At 44.4% G+C, this 20009-nt stretch carries 17 protein-coding genes, 1 pseudogene and 1 other annotated feature; all 18 genes and pseudogenes read right to left on the reverse strand.

Annotation, left to right across the window (positions count from 1 at the left end; all coding sequences use genetic code 11):
- Window positions 1-17: 17 nt before the first annotated feature.
- A complete protein-coding gene (gene pyrE, locus ACQYAD_RS05885) occupies window positions 18-659 on the reverse strand; it encodes an orotate phosphoribosyltransferase (protein WP_430236321.1) in 642 nt (213 codons plus the stop codon).
- Complete coding sequence (gene pyrF, locus ACQYAD_RS05890) at window positions 656-1372, reverse strand: orotidine-5'-phosphate decarboxylase (RefSeq protein ID WP_430236322.1); 717 nt, start codon at window positions 1370-1372, stop codon at window positions 656-658. Before pyrF ends, pyrE begins: the two co-directional genes overlap by 4 nt.
- Window positions 1344-2285, reverse strand: coding sequence for a dihydroorotate dehydrogenase (locus ACQYAD_RS05895; protein WP_430236323.1), 942 nt, complete (start codon window positions 2283-2285; stop codon window positions 1344-1346). Before ACQYAD_RS05895 ends, pyrF begins: the two co-directional genes overlap by 29 nt.
- Complete coding sequence (locus ACQYAD_RS05900; protein ID WP_430237209.1) at window positions 2282-3046, reverse strand: dihydroorotate dehydrogenase electron transfer subunit; 765 nt, start codon at window positions 3044-3046, stop codon at window positions 2282-2284. Before ACQYAD_RS05900 ends, ACQYAD_RS05895 begins: the two co-directional genes overlap by 4 nt.
- An 11-nt stretch (window positions 3047-3057) precedes the next feature.
- Window positions 3058-6270 (reverse strand): carbamoyl-phosphate synthase large subunit, encoded by a 3213-nt coding sequence (gene carB, locus ACQYAD_RS05905; protein ID WP_430236324.1) that lies wholly within the window; start codon window positions 6268-6270, stop codon window positions 3058-3060.
- Window positions 6213-7354 (reverse strand): annotated as a pseudogene (locus ACQYAD_RS05910) (carbamoyl phosphate synthase small subunit). The gene carB and the pseudogene ACQYAD_RS05910 overlap by 58 nt, the downstream one beginning before the upstream one ends.
- Window positions 7351-8637, reverse strand: a complete 1287-nt coding sequence (locus tag ACQYAD_RS05915; RefSeq protein ID WP_430236326.1) for a dihydroorotase — start codon at window positions 8635-8637, stop codon at window positions 7351-7353. Before ACQYAD_RS05915 ends, ACQYAD_RS05910 begins: the two are co-directional and overlap by 4 nt.
- Window positions 8600-9538, reverse strand: coding sequence for an aspartate carbamoyltransferase catalytic subunit (locus ACQYAD_RS05920; protein ID WP_430236327.1), 939 nt, complete (start codon window positions 9536-9538; stop codon window positions 8600-8602). Before ACQYAD_RS05920 ends, ACQYAD_RS05915 begins: the two co-directional genes overlap by 38 nt.
- Window positions 9539-9800: 262 nt before the next feature.
- Entirely contained in the window at window positions 9801-11132 is a 1332-nt protein-coding gene (locus ACQYAD_RS05925; protein WP_430236329.1) for a solute carrier family 23 protein, read from the reverse strand.
- Between the two features lie 166 nt (window positions 11133-11298).
- Window positions 11299-11835: a bifunctional pyr operon transcriptional regulator/uracil phosphoribosyltransferase PyrR gene (gene pyrR, locus ACQYAD_RS05930; RefSeq protein WP_430237210.1), complete on the reverse strand. Its 537-nt coding sequence runs from the start codon at window positions 11833-11835 to the stop codon at window positions 11299-11301.
- 217 nt (window positions 11836-12052) lie between these two features.
- Window positions 12053-12958, reverse strand: a complete 906-nt coding sequence (locus ACQYAD_RS05935) for an RluA family pseudouridine synthase (protein ID WP_430236330.1) — start codon at window positions 12956-12958, stop codon at window positions 12053-12055.
- Window positions 12930-13421 (reverse strand): signal peptidase II, encoded by a 492-nt coding sequence (lspA, locus tag ACQYAD_RS05940; RefSeq protein WP_430236331.1) that lies wholly within the window; start codon window positions 13419-13421, stop codon window positions 12930-12932. The genes ACQYAD_RS05935 and lspA overlap by 29 nt, the downstream gene beginning before the upstream one ends.
- Window positions 13422-13714: 293 nt before the next feature.
- A protein-coding gene (locus tag ACQYAD_RS05945) for an IS630 family transposase (RefSeq protein ID WP_430235185.1) occupies window positions 13715-14741 on the reverse strand; the annotation gives its coding sequence in 2 pieces (ribosomal slippage) (window positions 13715-14270 and window positions 14269-14741; 1029 coding nt in all).
- An 89-nt stretch (window positions 14742-14830) separates the two neighbouring features.
- The gene (locus tag ACQYAD_RS05950) at window positions 14831-15100 is read right to left on the reverse strand and encodes a hypothetical protein (protein ID WP_430236333.1); all 270 of its coding nucleotides are present in this window, start codon (window positions 15098-15100) and stop codon (window positions 14831-14833) included.
- A 140-nt stretch (window positions 15101-15240) separates the two neighbouring features.
- Complete coding sequence (gene ileS, locus ACQYAD_RS05955; protein ID WP_430236334.1) at window positions 15241-18012, reverse strand: isoleucine--tRNA ligase; 2772 nt, start codon at window positions 18010-18012, stop codon at window positions 15241-15243.
- Window positions 18013-18062: 50 nt separating this feature from the next.
- Window positions 18063-18301: a binding site (T-box leader), on the reverse strand.
- Window positions 18302-18355: 54 nt separating this feature from the next.
- A complete protein-coding gene (locus ACQYAD_RS05960; RefSeq protein WP_430236336.1) occupies window positions 18356-18871 on the reverse strand; it encodes a DivIVA domain-containing protein in 516 nt (171 codons plus the stop codon).
- Between the two features lie 86 nt (window positions 18872-18957).
- Window positions 18958-19731 carry an RNA-binding protein gene (locus ACQYAD_RS05965; protein ID WP_430236337.1) on the reverse strand — a complete coding sequence of 258 codons (774 nt, stop codon included), beginning with the start codon at window positions 19729-19731 and terminating at the stop codon, window positions 18958-18960.
- Between the two features lie 14 nt (window positions 19732-19745).
- On the reverse strand, window positions 19746-20009 hold the full coding sequence (locus tag ACQYAD_RS05970) for a YggT family protein (RefSeq protein ID WP_430236339.1): 264 nt from the start codon (window positions 20007-20009) through the stop codon (window positions 19746-19748).

Raw genomic sequence — 20009 nt, forward strand, 5'->3', positions numbered from 1 at the left:
AGGAGCCATTTTTTCTTTCATTTTTCGTTTTCCCATTTTTTGCTCCAACTGCCCGGGTCGGTGCTCCAATCCTGGAGGCTGGATCGGTCTTCCTCTGTGATATAGCCCATTGCTATTGCCTTTTCAACCAGTGCAGGAAAATCGGTGAGGGATGCTGTACGAATACCAGCCTGATTAAGCAGTTCGTTGCCTTTTGCAAGTCCATATGTAAAAATCGATACGGCACCAAGCACTTCACAGCCCGCTTCCCTTAAGGCTTCAACCGCTGTGATCACACTTCCGCCTGTAGAAATTAAGTCCTCCACTACAACCACTTTTTGGCCGCTGTCAATTTTCCCTTCAATTTGATTACCTTTGCCATGCCCTTTCGCTTTTGAACGGACATATACCATCGGCAAATCAAGAAGATCGCTTACCCATGCAGCATGCGGGATTCCCGCAGTAGCTGTTCCGGCAACAACCTCGACCTGCGGAAAATGCTCAACGATTAAATCCTTTAAGCCGGCAGCAATCAGCCTTCTAACGGCAGGATAGGATAACGTTAACCGATTGTCGCAATAAATCGGCGAGCGCAGGCCGGATGTCCATGTAAACGGTTCGTTTGGTCTTAAGGCAACAGCATTGATTTCTAACAGTTTTTCAGCAATCGTTTTTTTCATTCTAGTTCCCCTCTCCACATTTTCATCCATTTCGTATAGCTCTCAAGCGGATCTATTGCTCTCGTGATCGAGCGGCCCACGACGATCGCACTTACGCCCGCATTTCGGGCAAACTGCGGTGTTGCAACCCGTTTCTGATCTTGTACCTCATCTGTCCCGAGCCGAATGCCCGGTGTGACGGTATAAAACCGGCTACCAATCTGAGCCCGAATCGCTTCAGCTTCCCAAGCAGAACAAACAACGCCATCCAAACCGGCCTGATTTGCCAGAGCGGCATAGTGCAGCACGGAATCCTTTAAGGATACCGAAACAAGCTGTTCATGCTGCATTTGCTGTTCCGATGTGCTTGTTAACTGGGTGACGGCGATGCATCGTGGTCGTTTACGGCCGCCTGCAGTCCCCGCAGCCAACCCTTCAAGTGCCGCAGCCATCATTTCTTTTCCGCCGGCAGCATGTACATTGACAAGATCGCATTCAAGCTGGGCAAGGTTTCTCATCGCATTTCTTACGGTATTCGGAATATCATGCAGTTTTAAATCAAGGAAAATGCGGTGCCCCGCATCCTTTAGCGCGGCAATCATCGCGGGGCCTTCCTTATAAAAAAGCTCCATTCCAACTTTAAGAAAAAGCTGCTCATTTCCAAACAGTTTTAGAAATTTTTGGACTTCCTTTCGATCCGCAAAATCAAGCGCGATAATAAGTGAGTGGTCCATTCTGCTTCCAGCTCCTTCCGATGCATTCATTGATGTGTTCATAGCCTAATTGATCGAGCAATTCCGGGAGCTCTTCAATGATTGTCGGACAAACATACGGATCAACGAAATTGGCTGTTCCGACGGCAACTGCGCTGGCTCCGGCATAAAAATACTCCATAACGTCAGCAGCCGATTCAATGCCGCCCATGCCAATAATCGGCAGGTTTACAGCCTGGCTCACTTCATAAACCATCCGGATTGCGACTGGCTTTATCGCTGGCCCCGAAAGGCCGCCTGTCCGATTCGCTAAGATCGGCTTGCCGGTTTTGAGGTCAAGCCGCATGCCAACAAGCGTATTGATCATTGTCAGCCCGTCTGCTCCACCTGCTTCAACAGCCTTTGCCATCTCGACAATATTCGAGACATTCGGTGAAAGTTTTACATAAACAGGTACTTCGGAAACATCTTTTACTTTTTTCGTCAGTTGTTTTGCCACCTCAGGAACCGTTCCAAAAGCCATCCCACCTTTTTTCACATTCGGGCAAGAAATATTTAATTCAAGCGCATGAACATTCGCCGCGGTTGATATTTCCCTTGCTACTTTCACATAATCTTCCTCAACCGAACCGGCTACATTTGCGATAATCGGCACATCATACTGCGCAAGCCTTGGGAGCTCATCCGAAAGAACTTTTTCGAGGCCCGGGTTTTGCAAGCCAATCGCATTTAGCATGCCTGCTGAGGTTTCGGCAACCCGAGGGGTTGGATTTCCAAAACGCGGTTCTGGTGTGGTCGCTTTAATCATGATCGCGCCAAGAATGCTTAAGTCATAGAATTCGCTAAATTCTTTTCCGAAGCCAAAACAACCTGAGGCCGGCATAACGGGGTTTTTTAAATTTAATCCGGGCAGCTCTATATTCAATCGGCTCATATCAAAACCTCCCCGGCGCGAAAAACAGGTCCATCGCTGCAAACTTTTCGATAGCCCGTTCCTTGTGGGTCATTTCCTTTTTTACAAACACAAGCAAAGCAGGCCCCGATCCCGCAGCCCATTCGTTCTTCCAATGAAAGGAAAACCTTTTTATCAGGATAATGTTTCTCCAACGCCTTTAACATGGCAACAGGGCCACAAGCATACACTACATCGAATTTCAATTGATGCTTTTGGATGACATCAGTGACAAAACCTTTCATTCCATAGGTTCCATCAACGGTCGCAACATACACATCCCCATATCGCGAAAATTGTTCTTCGTAAAAAACTGCTGAAACCGTTTGAAAACCGAGTACATGGATGACATTGACTCCTTTTGCCGATAGCTGCCGGGACAGCTCAAACAAAGGGGGAACACCGATTCCTCCGCCGACAAGCAAGGCTGTTTCACCTTGCCTAGTTTCTTTGACAGGAAAACCATTGCCGAGCGGTCCAAGAACATCGATTTTCATACCGGGTTTCTTTGCTGCAAGCAAAGAAGTACCACGGCCTTCTTTGCGATAAATCATCGTAAGCTCCAACTTGGTTGCATCATAAGACGAAATGCTGATCGGCCGCCTTAAAAGCGGATCAATCCCGTTGCTCACCTTAATATGAACAAACTGACCGGGCGCTGCGATACCTTGGACGAGCTCGCCTTTGACGGTTAATTCGTATATATCACGGGCAATTTCCTTTTGGCTAATGATTTCACACATCTCTTTTCGTTTCAAGCAAACACAGCCCCCTCATTTGCACGATCTTCTCCCATTGCTTCGGCGGAAAAATTCATCGATTCAATGACCTTTAAAATCGCGTCAGCAGTATCCAAAGAAGTTAAGCATGGAATCCCATTTTCAACAGCTTCGCGGCGGATTCGGAAACCGTCGCGCTCCGGCTGCTTTCCTTTTGTCAGCGTATTGATGATCAATTGGACTTCTCCTTGATGGATCACATCAATCAGTGTGCGTCCATCCGCGCCGATTTTTCCAATCACTGTGACGGGAAGACCGCTCGCGCGTAGTGCTTCAGCTGTTCCGCTCGTCGCCATCAGCTGATAGCCGTTTGCCGCAAAGCGTCCCGCAAGCTGCAATACTTCCTGCTTGTCTTTATCGGCTACGGTAAATAGGACCGTGCCGAACTTTTGGATCGTCATTCCGGAGGCGACAAGACCTTTGTACAGTGCTTTTTCAAGCGTGCTGTCCTTACCCATTACCTCACCGGTTGATTTCATTTCCGGACCTAACGTTATATCAACATCCCGCAGTTTCGCGAACGAGAAAACTGGCACTTTGACAAATACTCCTTCTTTTTCAGGTAAAAGTCCCGGTGTATAGCCTTGGGCGGTCATCGGTACCCCTAAAATCGCTTTTGTGGCAATTTTCGCCATTGGCACCTTTGTTATTTTACTTAAAAACGGTACCGTCCGGCTCGAGCGCGGGTTGACTTCGAGGACGTACACCTTTTCATCTGAAAGGACGTATTGAATGTTTAACAATCCGATGATGTTTAACCCTTTTGCCAATTTTTCCGTATAGTTAACAAGCTGCTGGATCACTCTTTCTGATAAAGTTTGCGGCGGGTACACAGCAATTGAATCGCCGGAGTGCACACCAGCGCGCTCAATATGCTCCATGATCCCTGGAATCAACACATTGACACCGTCACAAATCGCATCCACTTCAATCTCTTTTCCGGTTAAATAGCGGTCAATCAAAACAGGGTGTTCCGGATTGATTTTTACCGCGTTTTCCATATAATGCAACAGCTCTTCCTTCCGATAAACAATCTCCATGGCCCTTCCGCCAAGAACATAGGATGGGCGGACAAGTACCGGGTAGCCAATCTCTTCAGCAATATCAAGCGCCTCGTTGACCGATAAAGCAGTTTTGCCAAGCGGCATCGGAATATCCAGATCTTTTAGTGCTTGTTCAAACTTATCCCGATCTTCTGCACAGTCGACATCTTCAAGGCTTGTGCCAAGAATCTTTACCCCATTTTCAACTAGTTTGGCTGCCAAGTTGATCGCTGTTTGACCACCAAATTGGACAACGACACCCTCTGGTTGTTCAAGGTCAATAATTTGCATTACATCTTCGATTGTCAGCGGTTCGAAATAAAGTTTATCGGAAATGCTGAAGTCGGTTGAAACTGTTTCGGGATTATTGTTAATGATGATCGCTTCATATCCAGCTTCTTTAATCGCCTTAACCGAATGAACGGTCGCATAGTCAAATTCAATTCCCTGGCCGATGCGGATAGGCCCTGACCCTAACACAACGACACTCTTTTTCTCCGTTTTGACTGATTCGTTCTCTTCCTCATACGTTCCGTAATAGTATGGAGTTTCCGATTCGAACTCGGAAGCGCATGTGTCTACCATTTTGTAAACAGGGGTAATTCCTTTTTCATTCCGCCATTTATACACTTCATTTTCCGTTGTGTTCCAGAGCTCGGCGATTTTCCGATCGGCAAACCCTTTTTGTTTTGCTTCCTGCAACATTTCTGCATCATAAGGGTGGGTGTACAGCGTTTTTTCAAATTCGATCAATCCGGAAAATTTATGAAGGAAAAACAGATCAATTTTGCTCCATTCATGAATCGTTTCGATTGTCACTCCCCGCTTTAACGCCTCTGCAATATAAAACAGACGCTCATCACCCGCTTTTTTGATCCGCTTTTCCAAAAGCTGATCATCGATCTCCGTTGACCCAGTGAGTTCAAAATGATAGACGCCTGCTTCAAGAGAGCGGATCGCTTTAAGCAATGACTCTTCAAAGTTGCGGCCAATCGCCATCACTTCACCCGTTGCTTTCATCTGCGTTCCAAGAGAACGGTTGCCAGATTCAAATTTATCAAAGGGCCATCTTGGTATTTTTGTTACGACATAATCAAGGGCTGGTTCGAAGCTGGCATACGTTTTTCCTGTAACAGGGTTCAGCATTTCATCAAGCGTTAAACCAACTGCAATTTTCGCAGCGAGTTTGGCAATTGGATAGCCGGTCGCTTTTGAAGCGAGAGCGGATGAGCGGCTTACCCTTGGATTTACCTCGATGATGTAATAATGAAAGCTTTCGGGATCAAGCGCCAGCTGAACATTACAACCGCCTTCGATTTGGAGGGCACGAATAATTTTTAAAGAGACATTTCTAAGAAGCTGATATTCCCGATCACTCAGCGTCTGGCTCGGGGCAACAACGATCGAATCGCCAGTATGAATTCCGACAGGATCGATGTTTTCCATATTACAGACGACGATCGCGTTATCATTTGAATCCCGCATCACTTCATACTCAATCTCTTTGTAGCCGGCAATGCTTTTTTCAAGCAAACATTGATGGACAGGACTATTCTTTAACCCGCTCGTGACGATTTCCTCAAGCTCCTGGTGGTTGTGGCAAATCCCGCCGCCTGTACCGCCAAGAGTATAAGCGGGGCGGACAATGACCGGATAGCCAATTTCAGCGACAAAACGCTCAGCTTCTTCAAACTGATGAATGATTGCGCTTGGTGGAACTGGTTCTCCAAGTTCATTCATTAAATCGCGGAACAATTCCCGATCCTCTGCTTTTTCAATTGCGGACAGTTTCGTACCGAGAATTTCAACGCCGCATTCTGCAAGCACCCCGGATTCTGCCAATTGAACAGCCAAGTTTAACCCTGTTTGTCCTCCGAGAGTGGCAAGCAATGCATCCGGCCGTTCTTTGCGAATAATCCGGCTAACAAAATCAAGGGTCAGCGGTTCAATATAAACAACGTCGGCAATCTCGGTATCTGTCATAATCGTTGCCGGATTGGAGTTAACCAAAATGACGCGGTAGCCTTCTTCTCTGAGAGCGATGCATGCTTGAGCGCCGGCATAATCAAATTCGGCAGCCTGGCCGATCACAATCGGTCCTGAGCCAATGACAAGGATGGTTTGAATATCAGTACGTTTTGGCATGTTAACGAACCTCCTGTTTTTCTGAAATCATCATTTCAATAAATTGATCAAAAAGGTTATTGGCATCTTCCGGTCCAGGCGATGCTTCCGGATGGTATTGCACTGTAAATGCCTCGTAATCCAAGTGCTTTAATCCTTCCACACTACCATCGTTAATGGCAATATGGGTAATTTCCAGTCTTGTATTGTGAATCGATTCCGTTTCAACTGTGTAGCCATGGTTTTGTGCGGTGATGGCCACTTTCCCCGTTTTCAAGTCTTTAACCGGATGGTTGGAGCCGCGATGGCCGAATTTCATTTTTACTGTTTCCGCACCGCACGCCAAGGCAAAGAGCTGGTGGCCAAGGCAGATACCAAACAATGGAACCTTCCCTAAAATCCCTTGAAGCATTTCAATTCCTTCAGGAACATCTTTTGGGTCTCCAGGTCCGTTTGAAAGCATGACTCCATCTGGACGAAGCTCAAGGATTTCCTGTGCGGTTGTATTATAAGGAACAACGATGACATCACAATCACGCTTGTTTAATTCGCGTAAAATGCCGTGCTTCATGCCAAAATCCACGAGAACAACGCGCTTGCCGCGTCCAGGGCTTGGATATGGATTTTTTGTTGACACTTGGCTGACCTGGTTCGTCGGCAGTTTTTCTTTACGCAGCGATTCAACCACTTCCGCTGCATCGCGCTCAATGCTGCAAATGGCTCCCTTCAGTGTTCCATGCTGGCGGATGATTCTTGTCAACTTTCTTGTGTCAATACACGAAATTCCGGGGATTCTTTTTCGTTTAAAATATTCATCCAATGTTAAATCCGAACGCCAGTTAGACGGAAAATCAGCTGTTTCTTTGACCACAAACCCCTTTACTGCAGGTGTGATCGATTCAAAATCATCGCGGTTGATTCCGTAATTTCCGATAAGTGGATATGTAAGCGTGACAATTTGCCCACTATAAGAAGGGTCAGAAAGAATTTCCTGGTAACCGGTCATCCCGGTGTTAAAAACAACTTCCCCGATTGTGTCTGTATCGCTGCCAAACGCATTACCGATAAAAGTGGTTCCATCTTCTAATATGAGTTGTCTTTTCATATGCACGCACACCCTTCTTCCCAAACAATTTTTCCTTCCACAATGGTCATAACTGGCCAGCCTTTGCATTTCCAACCAGAAAATGGAGTATTTTTCCCTTTTGATAAAAACTCATCCGGATTTATTGAGCGCTCTTCTTGCAAATTTAACAGCACAATGTCCGCTGCCGCACCGATGTCCAATTTTCCATATGGCAGGCCAAACGCCTCTGCGGGCTTTATTGTCAGCAATGTAATCAGCTCTTCAAGCGTAAGGATGTTTTTTAAAACAAAATTTGTATAGAGAAGTGGAAAAGCTGTTTCCAATCCGACAATTCCAAACGGAGCAAGCTGCATACCTTCACTTTTTTCTTCAACTGTATGCGGGGCATGATCGGTGGCGATAAAATCGATCGTTCCATCCAAAAGCCCTTCAACTAGTGCCGCCTGATCTTCACGGCTTCTTAGTGGCGGATTCATTTTGTAATTGGCATCAAGGCCGGGAATATCCTCTTCACATAATAATAAATGGTGTGGCGTCACTTCCGCGGTGACATTGATTCCCGCCCGCTTGGCATCTCGTACCGTTCTGACCGATTCTTTCGTGCTGATATGGCAGACATGGTAATGGCATCCGGCTGCTTCAGCAAGCAAAACATCACGGGCAATCTGAACCGATTCGCAAACAGAAGGAATGCCGTTTATGCCATGTTTTTTTGAAAAATTGCCTTCGTGAACGCAGCCTTTGTTGATTAACGTATTTTCCTCGCAATGGGCGACAATGGCCAAATTGCAATCAGCTGCTTTTTTCATCGCCTCTAGCATGAGTGCCGCTGATTGAACCCCTACACCATCATCGGTTAAAGCGAACGCTCCAGCTTCTTTTAAACCTGAAAAGTCCGTTAATTCCTGGCCAAGCTCCCTTATGGTAATGGATCCATACGGGAGAACGCGGACATTTGCCGTTTCTTTAATGCGGGATTGCAGCCATTCCATTTGCTGCTTTGAATCAGGTACAGGCCGTGTATTCGGCATCGCTGCAACAGTCGTAAAACCACCTTTCGCCGCTGCCTGCGTACCGGTTTCAATCGTTTCTTTTTTCTCGCCGCCCGGCTCGCGAAGATGGACATGTAGATCGATAAATCCAGGAGCTGCAACCAACCCTGTGGCGTCAATGATTTGATCAGCGTCTGCTTTAAGTTCTAAACCGATTTCTTTTATTTTTCCATCTTCAATTAAAATATCTCCCTGCTTGATTTTACCGTGATTAACTATATATCTCGTATTTTTGATTAGCCGTTTCATTGCTTGATCCCCCCTGGACGTTTTCTAGTAATCTTTTTACTACTGCCATTCTTACAAAAACACCGTTTTGCATTTGTTTAAAAATTCTTGATCGCTTGCATTCTACAAGACCATCGGCTATTTCAACATTTCGATTGACCGGAGCGGGATGCATGATGATACTGCCCGGTTTCATTCTCTGTTCACGCTCAACCGTCAACCCATATTGCTGATGGTATTCTTCAACGCTGAAGCAGCCTCCTCCATGATGGCGTTCATGCTGAACGCGCAGAAGCATGACGACATCAGCTTCTGAAATAGCATCGTCAACTGTTTCGTATCGGCCATTTCCCATAATCCGGGAATCAAACCATTCTGGCGGTCCTGAAAAAATGACCTCTGCACCGAGTCGCGTTAATGCATCAGCATTTGAACGCGCTACTCTGCTATGGCGGATATCGCCGATAATTGCGACTTTTTTGCCAACAAAGCTGCCGTATTCCTGCTGGATCGTCAGTAAATCAAGAAGAGATTGGGTTGGATGGTGACCGCAGCCATCACCGGCATTAATGATGGGAATTGAAACTTTTCCGGCTAATGAATCAAAGTAGCGATCCTCCGGATGGCGAATCACAACAGCTGATACACCAATGGATTCCAATGTTTTCACAGTGTCATACAATGTTTCTCCTTTTTGAACGCTGGAAGTACTTACTTCAAACGGAATCACATCCAAACCAAGTTTTCTCTCCGCCATTTCAAAACTGCTTTTTGTTCTTGTACTTGGTTCAAAGAAAAGATTTGCTGCAAACTTGATGCCATTTGGTCTCCACACCATTCCATCAGCAAAACGCTGGGCGTCAGCAAGAATCTCCACTATTTCAACAACACTTAATTCAGCCGTTGTCAATAAATGTTTCACCGTGATTCCCCCTTGTTTTTTTACATTCAATTTCCAATGGATTAGCAAAATCGGCAAGCGCAGTATATATAAAAACAGCACCCCAATCCACTGATCAGGGTGCTGTCTACTGTCCATGCTGAAAGGATCTTGTTTCCCCCTAGCAACTGAAGTTGGACAAAGCTTGACACCCTTTTAAGACTCTCATGGACTTATTTAAAAGGTCGGCTTTATTTCCTGGAAAATCCGATTGTTTATTCACATTTAAGCCTTGTAAGGCAACTTATACTTTTTCATTCTCGTACGCTTCATCGATCTGCGGGTTCTCTGTCATTTCTGCAAACATGTCGTCTCCTGTCTCATTAGGTCTGCCTGGCAACACGAGATTTAAGACAATCCCACAGATAGCGGCAAGCGCCATTCCCTGGATTTGAAAAGAGTTGGTTACTTTAACAAACGCCCCGCCAATCCCAATGACGAGAATGACGGAAGAAATGACGAGGTTGCGTTTATCGCCAAAGTCGATTTTACTGTCAACGAGCATCCGCAAGCCGGATGAAGCAATAATCCCGAAGAGTAGGATCGAAACACCGCCCATTACTGGTGTTGGAATCGAGTGGATCAGTGCTGTTATTTTTCCAACGAAACCGAAGATAATCGCAATGACCGCTGCACCTGCAACGACATATACACTAAATACACGGGTGATCGCCAACACTCCGATATTTTCGCCATAAGTTGTTTTCGGCGGGCCGCCCACAAGTGCGGAGATCAGTGTGGCAGTACCATCTCCGAGGATGGAACGCTGCAGACCCGGTTCTTTAATATAATTAAGGCTAACAACTTTACTTAAAACAAGCTGGTGGCCGATGTGTTCGGACAAGGTAACAACCGCCACCGGAACCATCAGCAGCGCAATATCCCAAGTAAAGTTTACTTGATAATGGACAAACGGGAAGACAAAGTCTGGAAGCTCAAACCACTTTGCTTCCAGCACCGGTTTAAAATCGACAATTCCGACAATCAGTGCATAAATATAGCCAACCACAATCCCAGCCAAGATTGGAATGATGCTCAGCATTCCTTTAAAGTAAATCGAGAAAATAATGGTTGCCGCAAGTGTTACAAGTGCCACCGAGAAATAAAGCAGGCTGTATTTTCCGGAAGGATCGTTCATCGCCATGCCAACTGCCGTTCCGGCTAACGCCAAGCCGATGACAACAATGACTGGCCCAACCACGATGGGCGGCAGCAGCCTCATAATCCAGCGATAACCCGCTTTTTTAATAATGAGTGCTACAAGTACATAGACGAGTCCGGCAAGAAAGGTGCCCAACATGGCTCCTCCAATGCCCCATTCTTTCTTCGCCGCGATGATCGGGGCAATGTAGGCAAAAGAGGATCCTAAATAAGCCGGCACTTGCCATTTTGTTAACAGCAGGAACGCAAGTGTTCCCAGGCCGCTCGAAATCAGCGCGATGGATGGACTGAGACCGACAAGATATGGCACTAAAATGGTCGCTCCAAACATTGCAAACAGATGCTGCAAACTTAAGGTCAGCCACTGACTCGGTTTCGGAATATCTTTTATATCTAAAATTGGTTGATTTTTCATTATAGCTTCCCCCTACAATCCATTTAAATTCATGGTGAACGATACTAAAGCAGTTAGGAATAAAAAACCTCTTTGCCTGCTGCTGGACAAAGAGGTAGAAAAGGCCGTTTTTTTTGGCTTTTCCCCTTGTCAGCCTCACAGGACTGCCATTAAAAGGGCTGTTTAGTTATAGATCGTAAATGCTTACTTGGTCGATGTTGTCTGCTTCCATCAATTCTACGACAACTTTTTCAGAACTTGATGTCGGAATGTTTTTCCCGACGAAATCTGCCCGGATTGGCAGTTCCCTATGGCCGCGGTCAGCAAGAACAGCAAGCTGGATTGATGCAGGCCGGCCGATATCCATAATTGCATCCATACCTGCCCGGACCGTTCTTCCCGTAAAAAGAACATCGTCAACAAGGATGACTTTTTTATCCGTGATTTCAACCGGAATATCCGAACCCTTTACGAGCGGATAATCGCTTTTCTTCGTTAAATCATCGCGATAGAGTGTGATATCGAGTTCACCCACCGTAATTGAACGTCCTTCGATTTCGGCGATTTTTTCTGCCAGCCGTCTAGCCAAGAAGATTCCCCGGGTGCGAATACCTACAAGGACACAGTCCTCGATACCTTTATTCTTTTCAATTATTTGATGGGCAATTCGTGTTAATGCCCTGCGAATCGCTTGTTCATCCAGCACCAAAGCTTTTTGTTTCATCATTGTCACCTGCTTTTGTTTAAAAATAAAACCTCCCACCGATCCGGCGAGAGGCTGATTGTTCATTTGCATAGAGAAGCTACAGATCACAGTACTTCTGGCTTCTCCATCTAAACCGTTTCCTTCTCAGCCTCACGGGACTGTTCTTAAAGGCATATTCAACTATAGATATCATAGCTTAAATCGACACATTTTGTCAATGCTATTTTTCGTTTTATTATTTTCGCAGCTGTTCAAGTAAGCGGGTGAAATCATCTGGCAGCGGCGCTTCAAATTCCAAATACTCCGCAGTTCTCGGGTGCACAAATCCTAAAATCCCCGCATGCAGCGCCTGTCCATCGATATCTAGCGTTTTTTTGGGACCATATTTAGGATCGCCTGCAAGCGGGTAGCCAATATATTTCATATGCACGCGAATTTGGTGCGTTCGTCCCGTTTCCAATTGGCACTCAATGAACGTATAATTTTGAAACCGTTCAAGCACTTGGAAATGGGTGACAGCATGCTTCCCCGCATCAACCACTGTCATACTTTGCCGGTCTTTTGGATCGCGGCCAAGAGGCGCATCAATCGTTCCGAAGTCATGTGGGATTACACCATGAACAATTGCCTTATATTTCCGGGTGACGGTTTTTTCGACCAGTTGATTCACCAGACTCTCATGTGCCTTGTCAGTTTTCGCCACCATTAACAATCCGGATGTATCTTTATCAATCCGGTGGACAATCCCCGGCCGCAATACTCCATTGATTCCAGACAAATCTTTGCAATGAGCCATCAGGCCGTTTACAAGAGTGCCGGTTAAATGGCCGGGAGCCGGGTGTACAACCATTCCTCTAGGTTTGTTAACGACAAGAACATCGCTGTCCTCATAATAAATATCGAGATCCATTTCTTCAGGTGCAACATCGAGTACTTCCGGTTCTGGTAGACGAATCTCGATATGATCGTCTAAAGAAACTTTGTAATTCGTTTTGACATGCTGCTGATTGACAAGTACCAAGCCCTCTTTAATCCACTGCTGAACTTGGCTTCTTGACCAATCCTCATTCAATAAGGAAAGAACTTTATCAATCCGGTCTCCTTTTTGATCCTCATGAACGATGTGTTCCATTTTCTCCATACGTTTTCTCCTTCGTTTCTCGCTCGTCAAGGAGCATTTGAATCATTAACAGCCCAACGCCAATGACAAGAGATGAATCGGCAACATTAAAGATCGGAAAATCGTAGCTGAAAATGAATGTATGAATAAAATCAACGACTTCTTTTCGCACGACTCGATCGATGAAATTGCCAATTGCCCCGCCAAGCATAAGAGCAAGTGAAACACCTAGCAGGATTTTCCCTTTTGCTGCTTTTTGAATATAATAGACAATTGCCACAATCACAACAAGGGTGATGACATAAAACAGCCACATCTGTCCCTGAAGGATTCCCCATGCGGCTCCCCGGTTTCTGTGTGATGTAATATAAAGAAATTGATCGATAATTGTTATGCTTTGGCCAAATTCCATTTTGGTCACAACGAGCCACTTCGTAACCTGATCCAATCCAATAATGAAAACTGCAATCAAATAATAAAACACTAAGAAAACCTCCGCATCTGCTCGTGACTTCCTTAGCATTTTAGCATAATTTTAACGGATGAGCCAATCCTACTGTAAGCAACGATCAATGAATTGATTTTCGATAATACATTTCTATATATATGGAACTAAACAATTTGGTTCTGTAACGATTTCCTAGATTAATGACAATATTCTACAAAATTTAAGCACAATATACCTGCAATCATCGGAGTTTGTCGAATATCGTTTTAGGCTATTTATTGCTCAATCCGATCCTGGCAATCTGGCTAAAGGTGTAATTGAGTCAATAGTTAAAGCTTAAGACATAGACGATTAACGATTTTCATAGGGTCTTTATTGATTTGTGTAATGAATGTCTGGACAGCCACTCTAATTTCTTCTACCGTTTTATAAAAAACATTATAAATAATTGATTTTTTTAACCATCCCCACAGTCCTTCAATTAGGTTTAACTCTGGGCTGTATGGTGGGAGAAAAACAAGTTGCAGATGATCTTTATGGGCTTCGAGAAAAGGTTGAATCAGTTTCGAGTGGTGGATTCTAGCATTATCCAGTATCATTACAATCTTCTCACCCTTGTATCTGACTACAACTTTTTCAAGAAAAGATAGGAAAACTTGAGCATCATAGTGTTCTTCTTCTGTGACAAACACTTCGCCTGTTTCGTAATCGAGGGTACCAATTAATTTAACCCCGTGATGTTTTCCATAAGTAGGTATCACTTTTTGTTGCCCTTTAGGAAACCATGTATTGGCTAAAGCTTGGTAGTCCCTGATCATGGATTCATCTTGAAACAGAATTCGATCAATTTCGTCATTCATCATTTTTTTTAATCGTTTCAAATTCTTGTTTGAACGCTTCCTGTTTCTCGGGGTCAGCCTTTGCTAGGGTATACGTTGGTTTTGTGTAACTAAATCCCAAACGAGTCAACAATCTCCTTACACCCCGGTCCGTATAAACAATGTCAAATGTTTGCTTAATCCAATCGCGAACAAGAAATGAAGTCCAATTCATTTCTGCGGGAAATCCAACAGCAGCTGGCTTTTTTTCAACAATTAACTGATAGAGTTCCTTTTCTTGTTCCTCTGTTAGTTGACAAGGGCGTCCGGGAGATTGTCCGGGAACTAATCCCTCCAAACCGTTAGTTTTATAGGCTCGAACATAGTTATATATAGTTTGCTCCGTACATTCTAAAAGGTCAGCGATTTCTACATAAGTCCGTCCTTTTAAATGCATGAGGATAGCCTGATAACGTTTAAACATCCGTAGATCCCTTAAACCATGCATACAAGCTTTAACTTCCTGAATTGAATCCATGTTTTCATTTTGAAGGATTTTCATTATGTGTCCGCCTTCCTAAAGGTTTTATTTACCTATAAGAATTGGACAAATTTTCTTAAAATCCTTTAATTCCATTTATATAACTTTTGTAAATCTTCTTTCGTTTTGATTGTAGGCATCATGGCCAGAAGTTCTTGCGGAAACAGCTCTCCTGATAGTTCACATTGCCCAAAACATCCGTTTTTTACTTTATGGATCGCCGAACGTACATCTGTTAATTCAGCTTCTACTATTTTTTTCAGCCAATCATCCATTTTCTTTTTCTTTAAAGAAGAAAGAATCTCTTTTTCGGTTTGACGGAGTTCTACATAGAGCATATCTTCGATTGCATTCATGATGATACCTCCGCTTCATCGTTTTTACTATTTTCTCCCGAGAAAAAGGACTAACACGGGACAACATTTGACAGGTGCTACAGCAATTAACGGCTGAGGAAAAAAACAGAAAAGGCCCCAATAGGGACCTTTTCATTATTTTATGCCAAATGAGCATAGTGTTTTTTGACAACTTCTGCACAGCGCGGACAAAGACTTGGATGCTCATGGTCCTGGCCAACTTCCGGCGTAACCACCCAGCAGCGTTCGCACGTCTCCCCTTCCGCTTTTGTCACCACAATGGCAGCAGAGTCAAGTTTAAGTGCATGTTCAGGAGCTTGATCATATGTTCCGGCAACCTCAAATCCTGAGACAATGAATAGCTGCTGAAGGTTTTCATCAATAGAATCCAAAAGCGCTTTTGTTTTATCATTAACATATATTGTTACTTTCGCCGTTAAGGATTTGCCAATTACTTTTTCATTGCGCGCCTCTTCCAGTGCTTTTAATACGTCATCACGAAGTTTCAAGAACGCAGTCCACTTTGCTTCAAGTGCTTCGGCATTCGCCAATTCCCGGTAGTCCGGCAAGTCTGTCAGTTGAACACTCGCTTCTTTTACAGACGGTATGAAGCTCCACACTTCATCTGCTGTATGCGGAAGGATTGGTGCAACGAGCTTCGCTAATGCCAGCAATGATTCATATAAAACCGTCTGGATGGCACGGCGATCATGGTGATCTTTCGCTTCAATGTAAAGAATATCTTTGGCAAAATCAAGATAAAAGGCGCTTAAATCAAGTGTACAGAAATTATTGACTGCATGATAAATGCCGGCAAATTCGAAGTTTTCATATGCATTTTTCGTATATTTAATCAATTTATTTAATTTAACGAGCATAAATTGATCCACTTCTCTTAATTCCTCGTATTGAAGCGCATCCGTTTCCGGTTGAAAATCGGCCAGGTTGCCAAGCAAGAAGCGGAACGTGTTGCGGATTTTTCGGTATACTTCAGCTACCTGTTTCAAAATTGCATCCGAAACGCGGACATCGGACTGATAATCTACCGAGGCAACCCAAAGCCTTAAAATATCTGCACCAAGCTGGTTCATTACTTTTGCCGGTACAACAACGTTGCCAATCGACTTGCTCATTTTTCTTCCTTCGCCATCAAGCGCAAATCCATGGCTTAGCACGCCTTTATATGGAGCTTTGCCAGTAACGGCAACCGCTGTTGATAAAGAAGAGTTGAACCAGCCGCGGTATTGGTCAGAGCCTTCCAAGTAAAGGTCGGCCGGACGCTTGAGATCTTCCCGCTCCTCCAATACGGCTTGATGCGATGAACCGGAGTCAAACCAAACATCCATAATATCCGTTTCTTTTGTAAACTGGCCGTTTGGGCTGCTTGGATGGGTGAATCCTTCTGGCAGCAATTCCTTTGCATCAAGTTCAAACCAAACGTTTGAACCGTGTTCGCGGAATAATTGCGAAATATGGTTAATAGTCTCATCATTGATGATCGCTTCGCCATTTTCTCCGTAAAACACCGGAATTGGCACGCCCCAGGCACGCTGCCTTGAAATACACCAGTCGCCGCGGTCGCGAACCATATTGTAAAGCCGCGTTTCCCCCCATGCCGGAACCCATTTCGTTTCTTTTACCGCTTCAAGCAGGTCGTTGCGAAAATCTTTAATGGAAGCGAACCATTGAGCCGTTGCTCGGAAAATAACCGGTTTTTTCGTCCGCCAATCATGCGGATACGAGTGGGTGATGAAAGATAGCTTTAATAATGCGCCCGCTTCCTCCAGCCTTTCGCCGATTGCTTTATTTGCATCGTCGTAAAACAGACCTTCAAACCCTGGCGCCTCTTCTGTCATGCAGCCTTTATCGTCAACAGGACAAAGAACATCCAACCCGTATTTTTGCCCGACATAAAAGTCATCTTCCCCGTGTCCGGGTGCTGTATGAACACATCCTGTACCAGCATCGGTTGTTACGTGTTCACCAAGCATCACAAGCGAATCGCGACCATATAATGGGTGCTCGGCAAGGATGTTCTCAAGCTGCGTTCCTTTTACCGTTTGAACAATCTCTGGATTTTCCCAGCCAATTTCATTTGTAACTGATTCTAAAAGGGCTTCGGCAACCAGATATTTATTTCCGCTAACGTTGACCACTACATAGGTTAAATCCGGATGAACGCAAATGCCGAGATTGGCAGGAATTGTCCATGGTGTTGTCGTCCAAATGACGATATTTGTATCAGAATCAAGAACATTTTTTCCATCTTTTACTTTAAAGGCAACGAAAATGGACGGAGAGCGCTTGTCTTTGTATTCAATTTCTGCTTCTGCTAATGCAGATTCGCTCGAAGGCGACCAGTAAACAGGCTTTTTCCCTTTATAGATGTAGCCTTTTTTCGCCATTTCGCCAAACACTTTAATTTGCTGTGCTTCATATTCAGGCTTCAGTGTAATATAAGGATTTTCCCAGTCGCCGCGAACGCCTAAACGTTTAAATTGGGAACGCTGGTTGTCGATTTGCTGTAAGGCATATTCCGCACAAAGCTTTCGAAATTCTGCAACGGTCATTTCTTTCCGTTTGACACCTTTATTTGTTAATGCCTGTTCGATCGGCAGTCCGTGCGTATCCCAACCTGGTACATATGGGGCATGATAGCCGCTCATCGATTTGTAGCGAACAATAAAATCCTTTAATATTTTGTTAAGCGCATGCCCCATATGGATATCACCATTGGCATACGGCGGGCCATCATGCAGCACGTACATTGGCCGGTCTTTTGTCCGCTCTTGAACTTGTTTATAAATATCCATTCCTTCCCATTTTTCCTGAATTTCAGGTTCCCTATTTGGAAGATTACCGCGCATCGGAAAATCGGTCTGCGGCATTAATAGCGTATCTTTGTATTCCATTACCATTTCCTCCTGTTCCTTTTTCCAAACAAAAAAACCTTCTCATCCCAAATAGGGACGAGAAGGTTTGATTCCCGTGGTACCACCCTGATTGACAGCATTGCAAAACGCTGCCCTCTTCGTCTATTCGTAACGTGAACAACCCGCCGATGCCTAATTCCCGATCATTTTGAGTTTCAGCACGGAACTCCGGGGTGATCCCATTTTTCTCTTTTTGCCAGGCTTTCACCATCCCCAGCTCGCTATGAAAAAGGTTCGAAAAATGTACTGTCCCCTTCACTGTCATTGAACGGCTATATTGTTTATTGAAAAATTATAGTCGAAAGGATGCTTGTCCGTCAAGTTATGCCAGCGAATCTTCCGCCTGATTGGCTTTCAATTCAGTTGCATCCAGCTCATATTCAAGCAAATGATCCCAGTCATCATTGTTAAGCAGATCGAGTTGGGCTTCAACAAGCATTTTAAAGCGGGTACGGAAGACCTTCGACTGCTTTTTCAGCTCTTCAATTTCGAGAGCAATTTTTCTTGCTTTCGACAAGGACTCATTGATGATCCGATCGGAGTTTTTCTCCGCTTCCTTGATGATCAGCTTTGCTTCTTTTTGCGCGTTTCGTTTAACCTCTTCTCCAGCCTCCTGAGCAATGACAATTGATTTGTTCAGTGTTTCTTCAATATTGGAAAAATGGCTTAATCGCTCTTTCATTTCCGCCAGGCGTTCTTCCAAATCCTTTTTTTCACGCAAAACCAATTCATAATCTTTAATGACCTGGTCAAGAAACTCATTTACCTCATCTTCGTCATAGCCTCTAAAACCTTTTGTAAATTCTTTGTTGTGTATATCCAACGGCGTTAATGGCATAGTGCCACCTCCATAATGAATTGTCAGCTTTTATGTATACTAGATTCATTCGACAATTTTCAAGCAATTCCTGCTAGAAAAACAAATTATTTTTGTTTTCCGGCTCGAATTCGCCATTTTTCTTTCTTTGTCTTTCCCTCAATAGACAAAATTTTCGCTCTGCCGTGACCACGCACGGAAATCATGTCGCTTTCTTTTACTTCAAACGAAGGATTTTCAACGGGCGTCCAATTGACTTTGACAAGTCCTGCCTGAATCAGCGTTTGCGATTTTTGCCTCGCTAGATGATAAATCCCGGAGACAGCAGTGTCGAGACGAAGCGATGAAACCGTCAAATCCTGATCAGTCCATAAATCTTCTATAATCAGTGCTTTCTCAAGCGGCTGCAACAGCAGCTGAACAGCTGCCTTGCCAATTGATTTTACTTGCAATTCAACATAATCACCCACATCTTCACTGACAAAAAACTGGATGTGTTTGTCTTTAACGAGTATATCGCCAAATTTCCCCCGTTTCAGCCCGACTGACATTAGAGTGCCTAAAACTTGAGGATGCTCGATGGTGATGAATTTGCTTGGATAGTCAACTTCATATAAGCGAATGTGAAAATCCTTGTCAGCGGCAGGCAAATAATCGGGGAGCAGCAGCGCTCTTTTCCGTTCGGCGACAGAAGTTCCGCCAAAAAACGCCGCCTGTACATCCGAATTCTCCCCAACAAGCAATTTAACAATCTGTTGTTCGCGCGGATCAAGAAAATCAGTCAGCTTCGGTACATGCGTTCTCTCGACACTGTTTTTCCAATTCAGAACCTGATCAATAAACTCTTTTTCTTCCGGTCGAAAATGCTGATAAATATTCATAACTACTCCACTAACTAGGCGATCCAGTTAAAAATTTGCGCCAGTCCCGAGGCTGCAAAATTCAACACCAAAATAGCGATGATCGGGGAAAAGTCAATCATTCCAATCGGCGGAATGAATCTGCGAAACGGTTCGAGATAGGGTTCGCAAATCCTTGCAAGAAATTGGCCAATGGCAGTACCCCTTGCGTTTGGAAACCAAGACATAAAAATATAAACAATCAATGCATAAGAATAATACGTAATCAATTTTGTTAAAATGACAAAAACAGTTGTCAT

It is taken from the genome of Neobacillus sp. SM06 (assembly GCF_050496765.1).
Taxonomy (GTDB): domain Bacteria; phylum Bacillota; class Bacilli; order Bacillales; family Cytobacillaceae; genus JAEVLT01.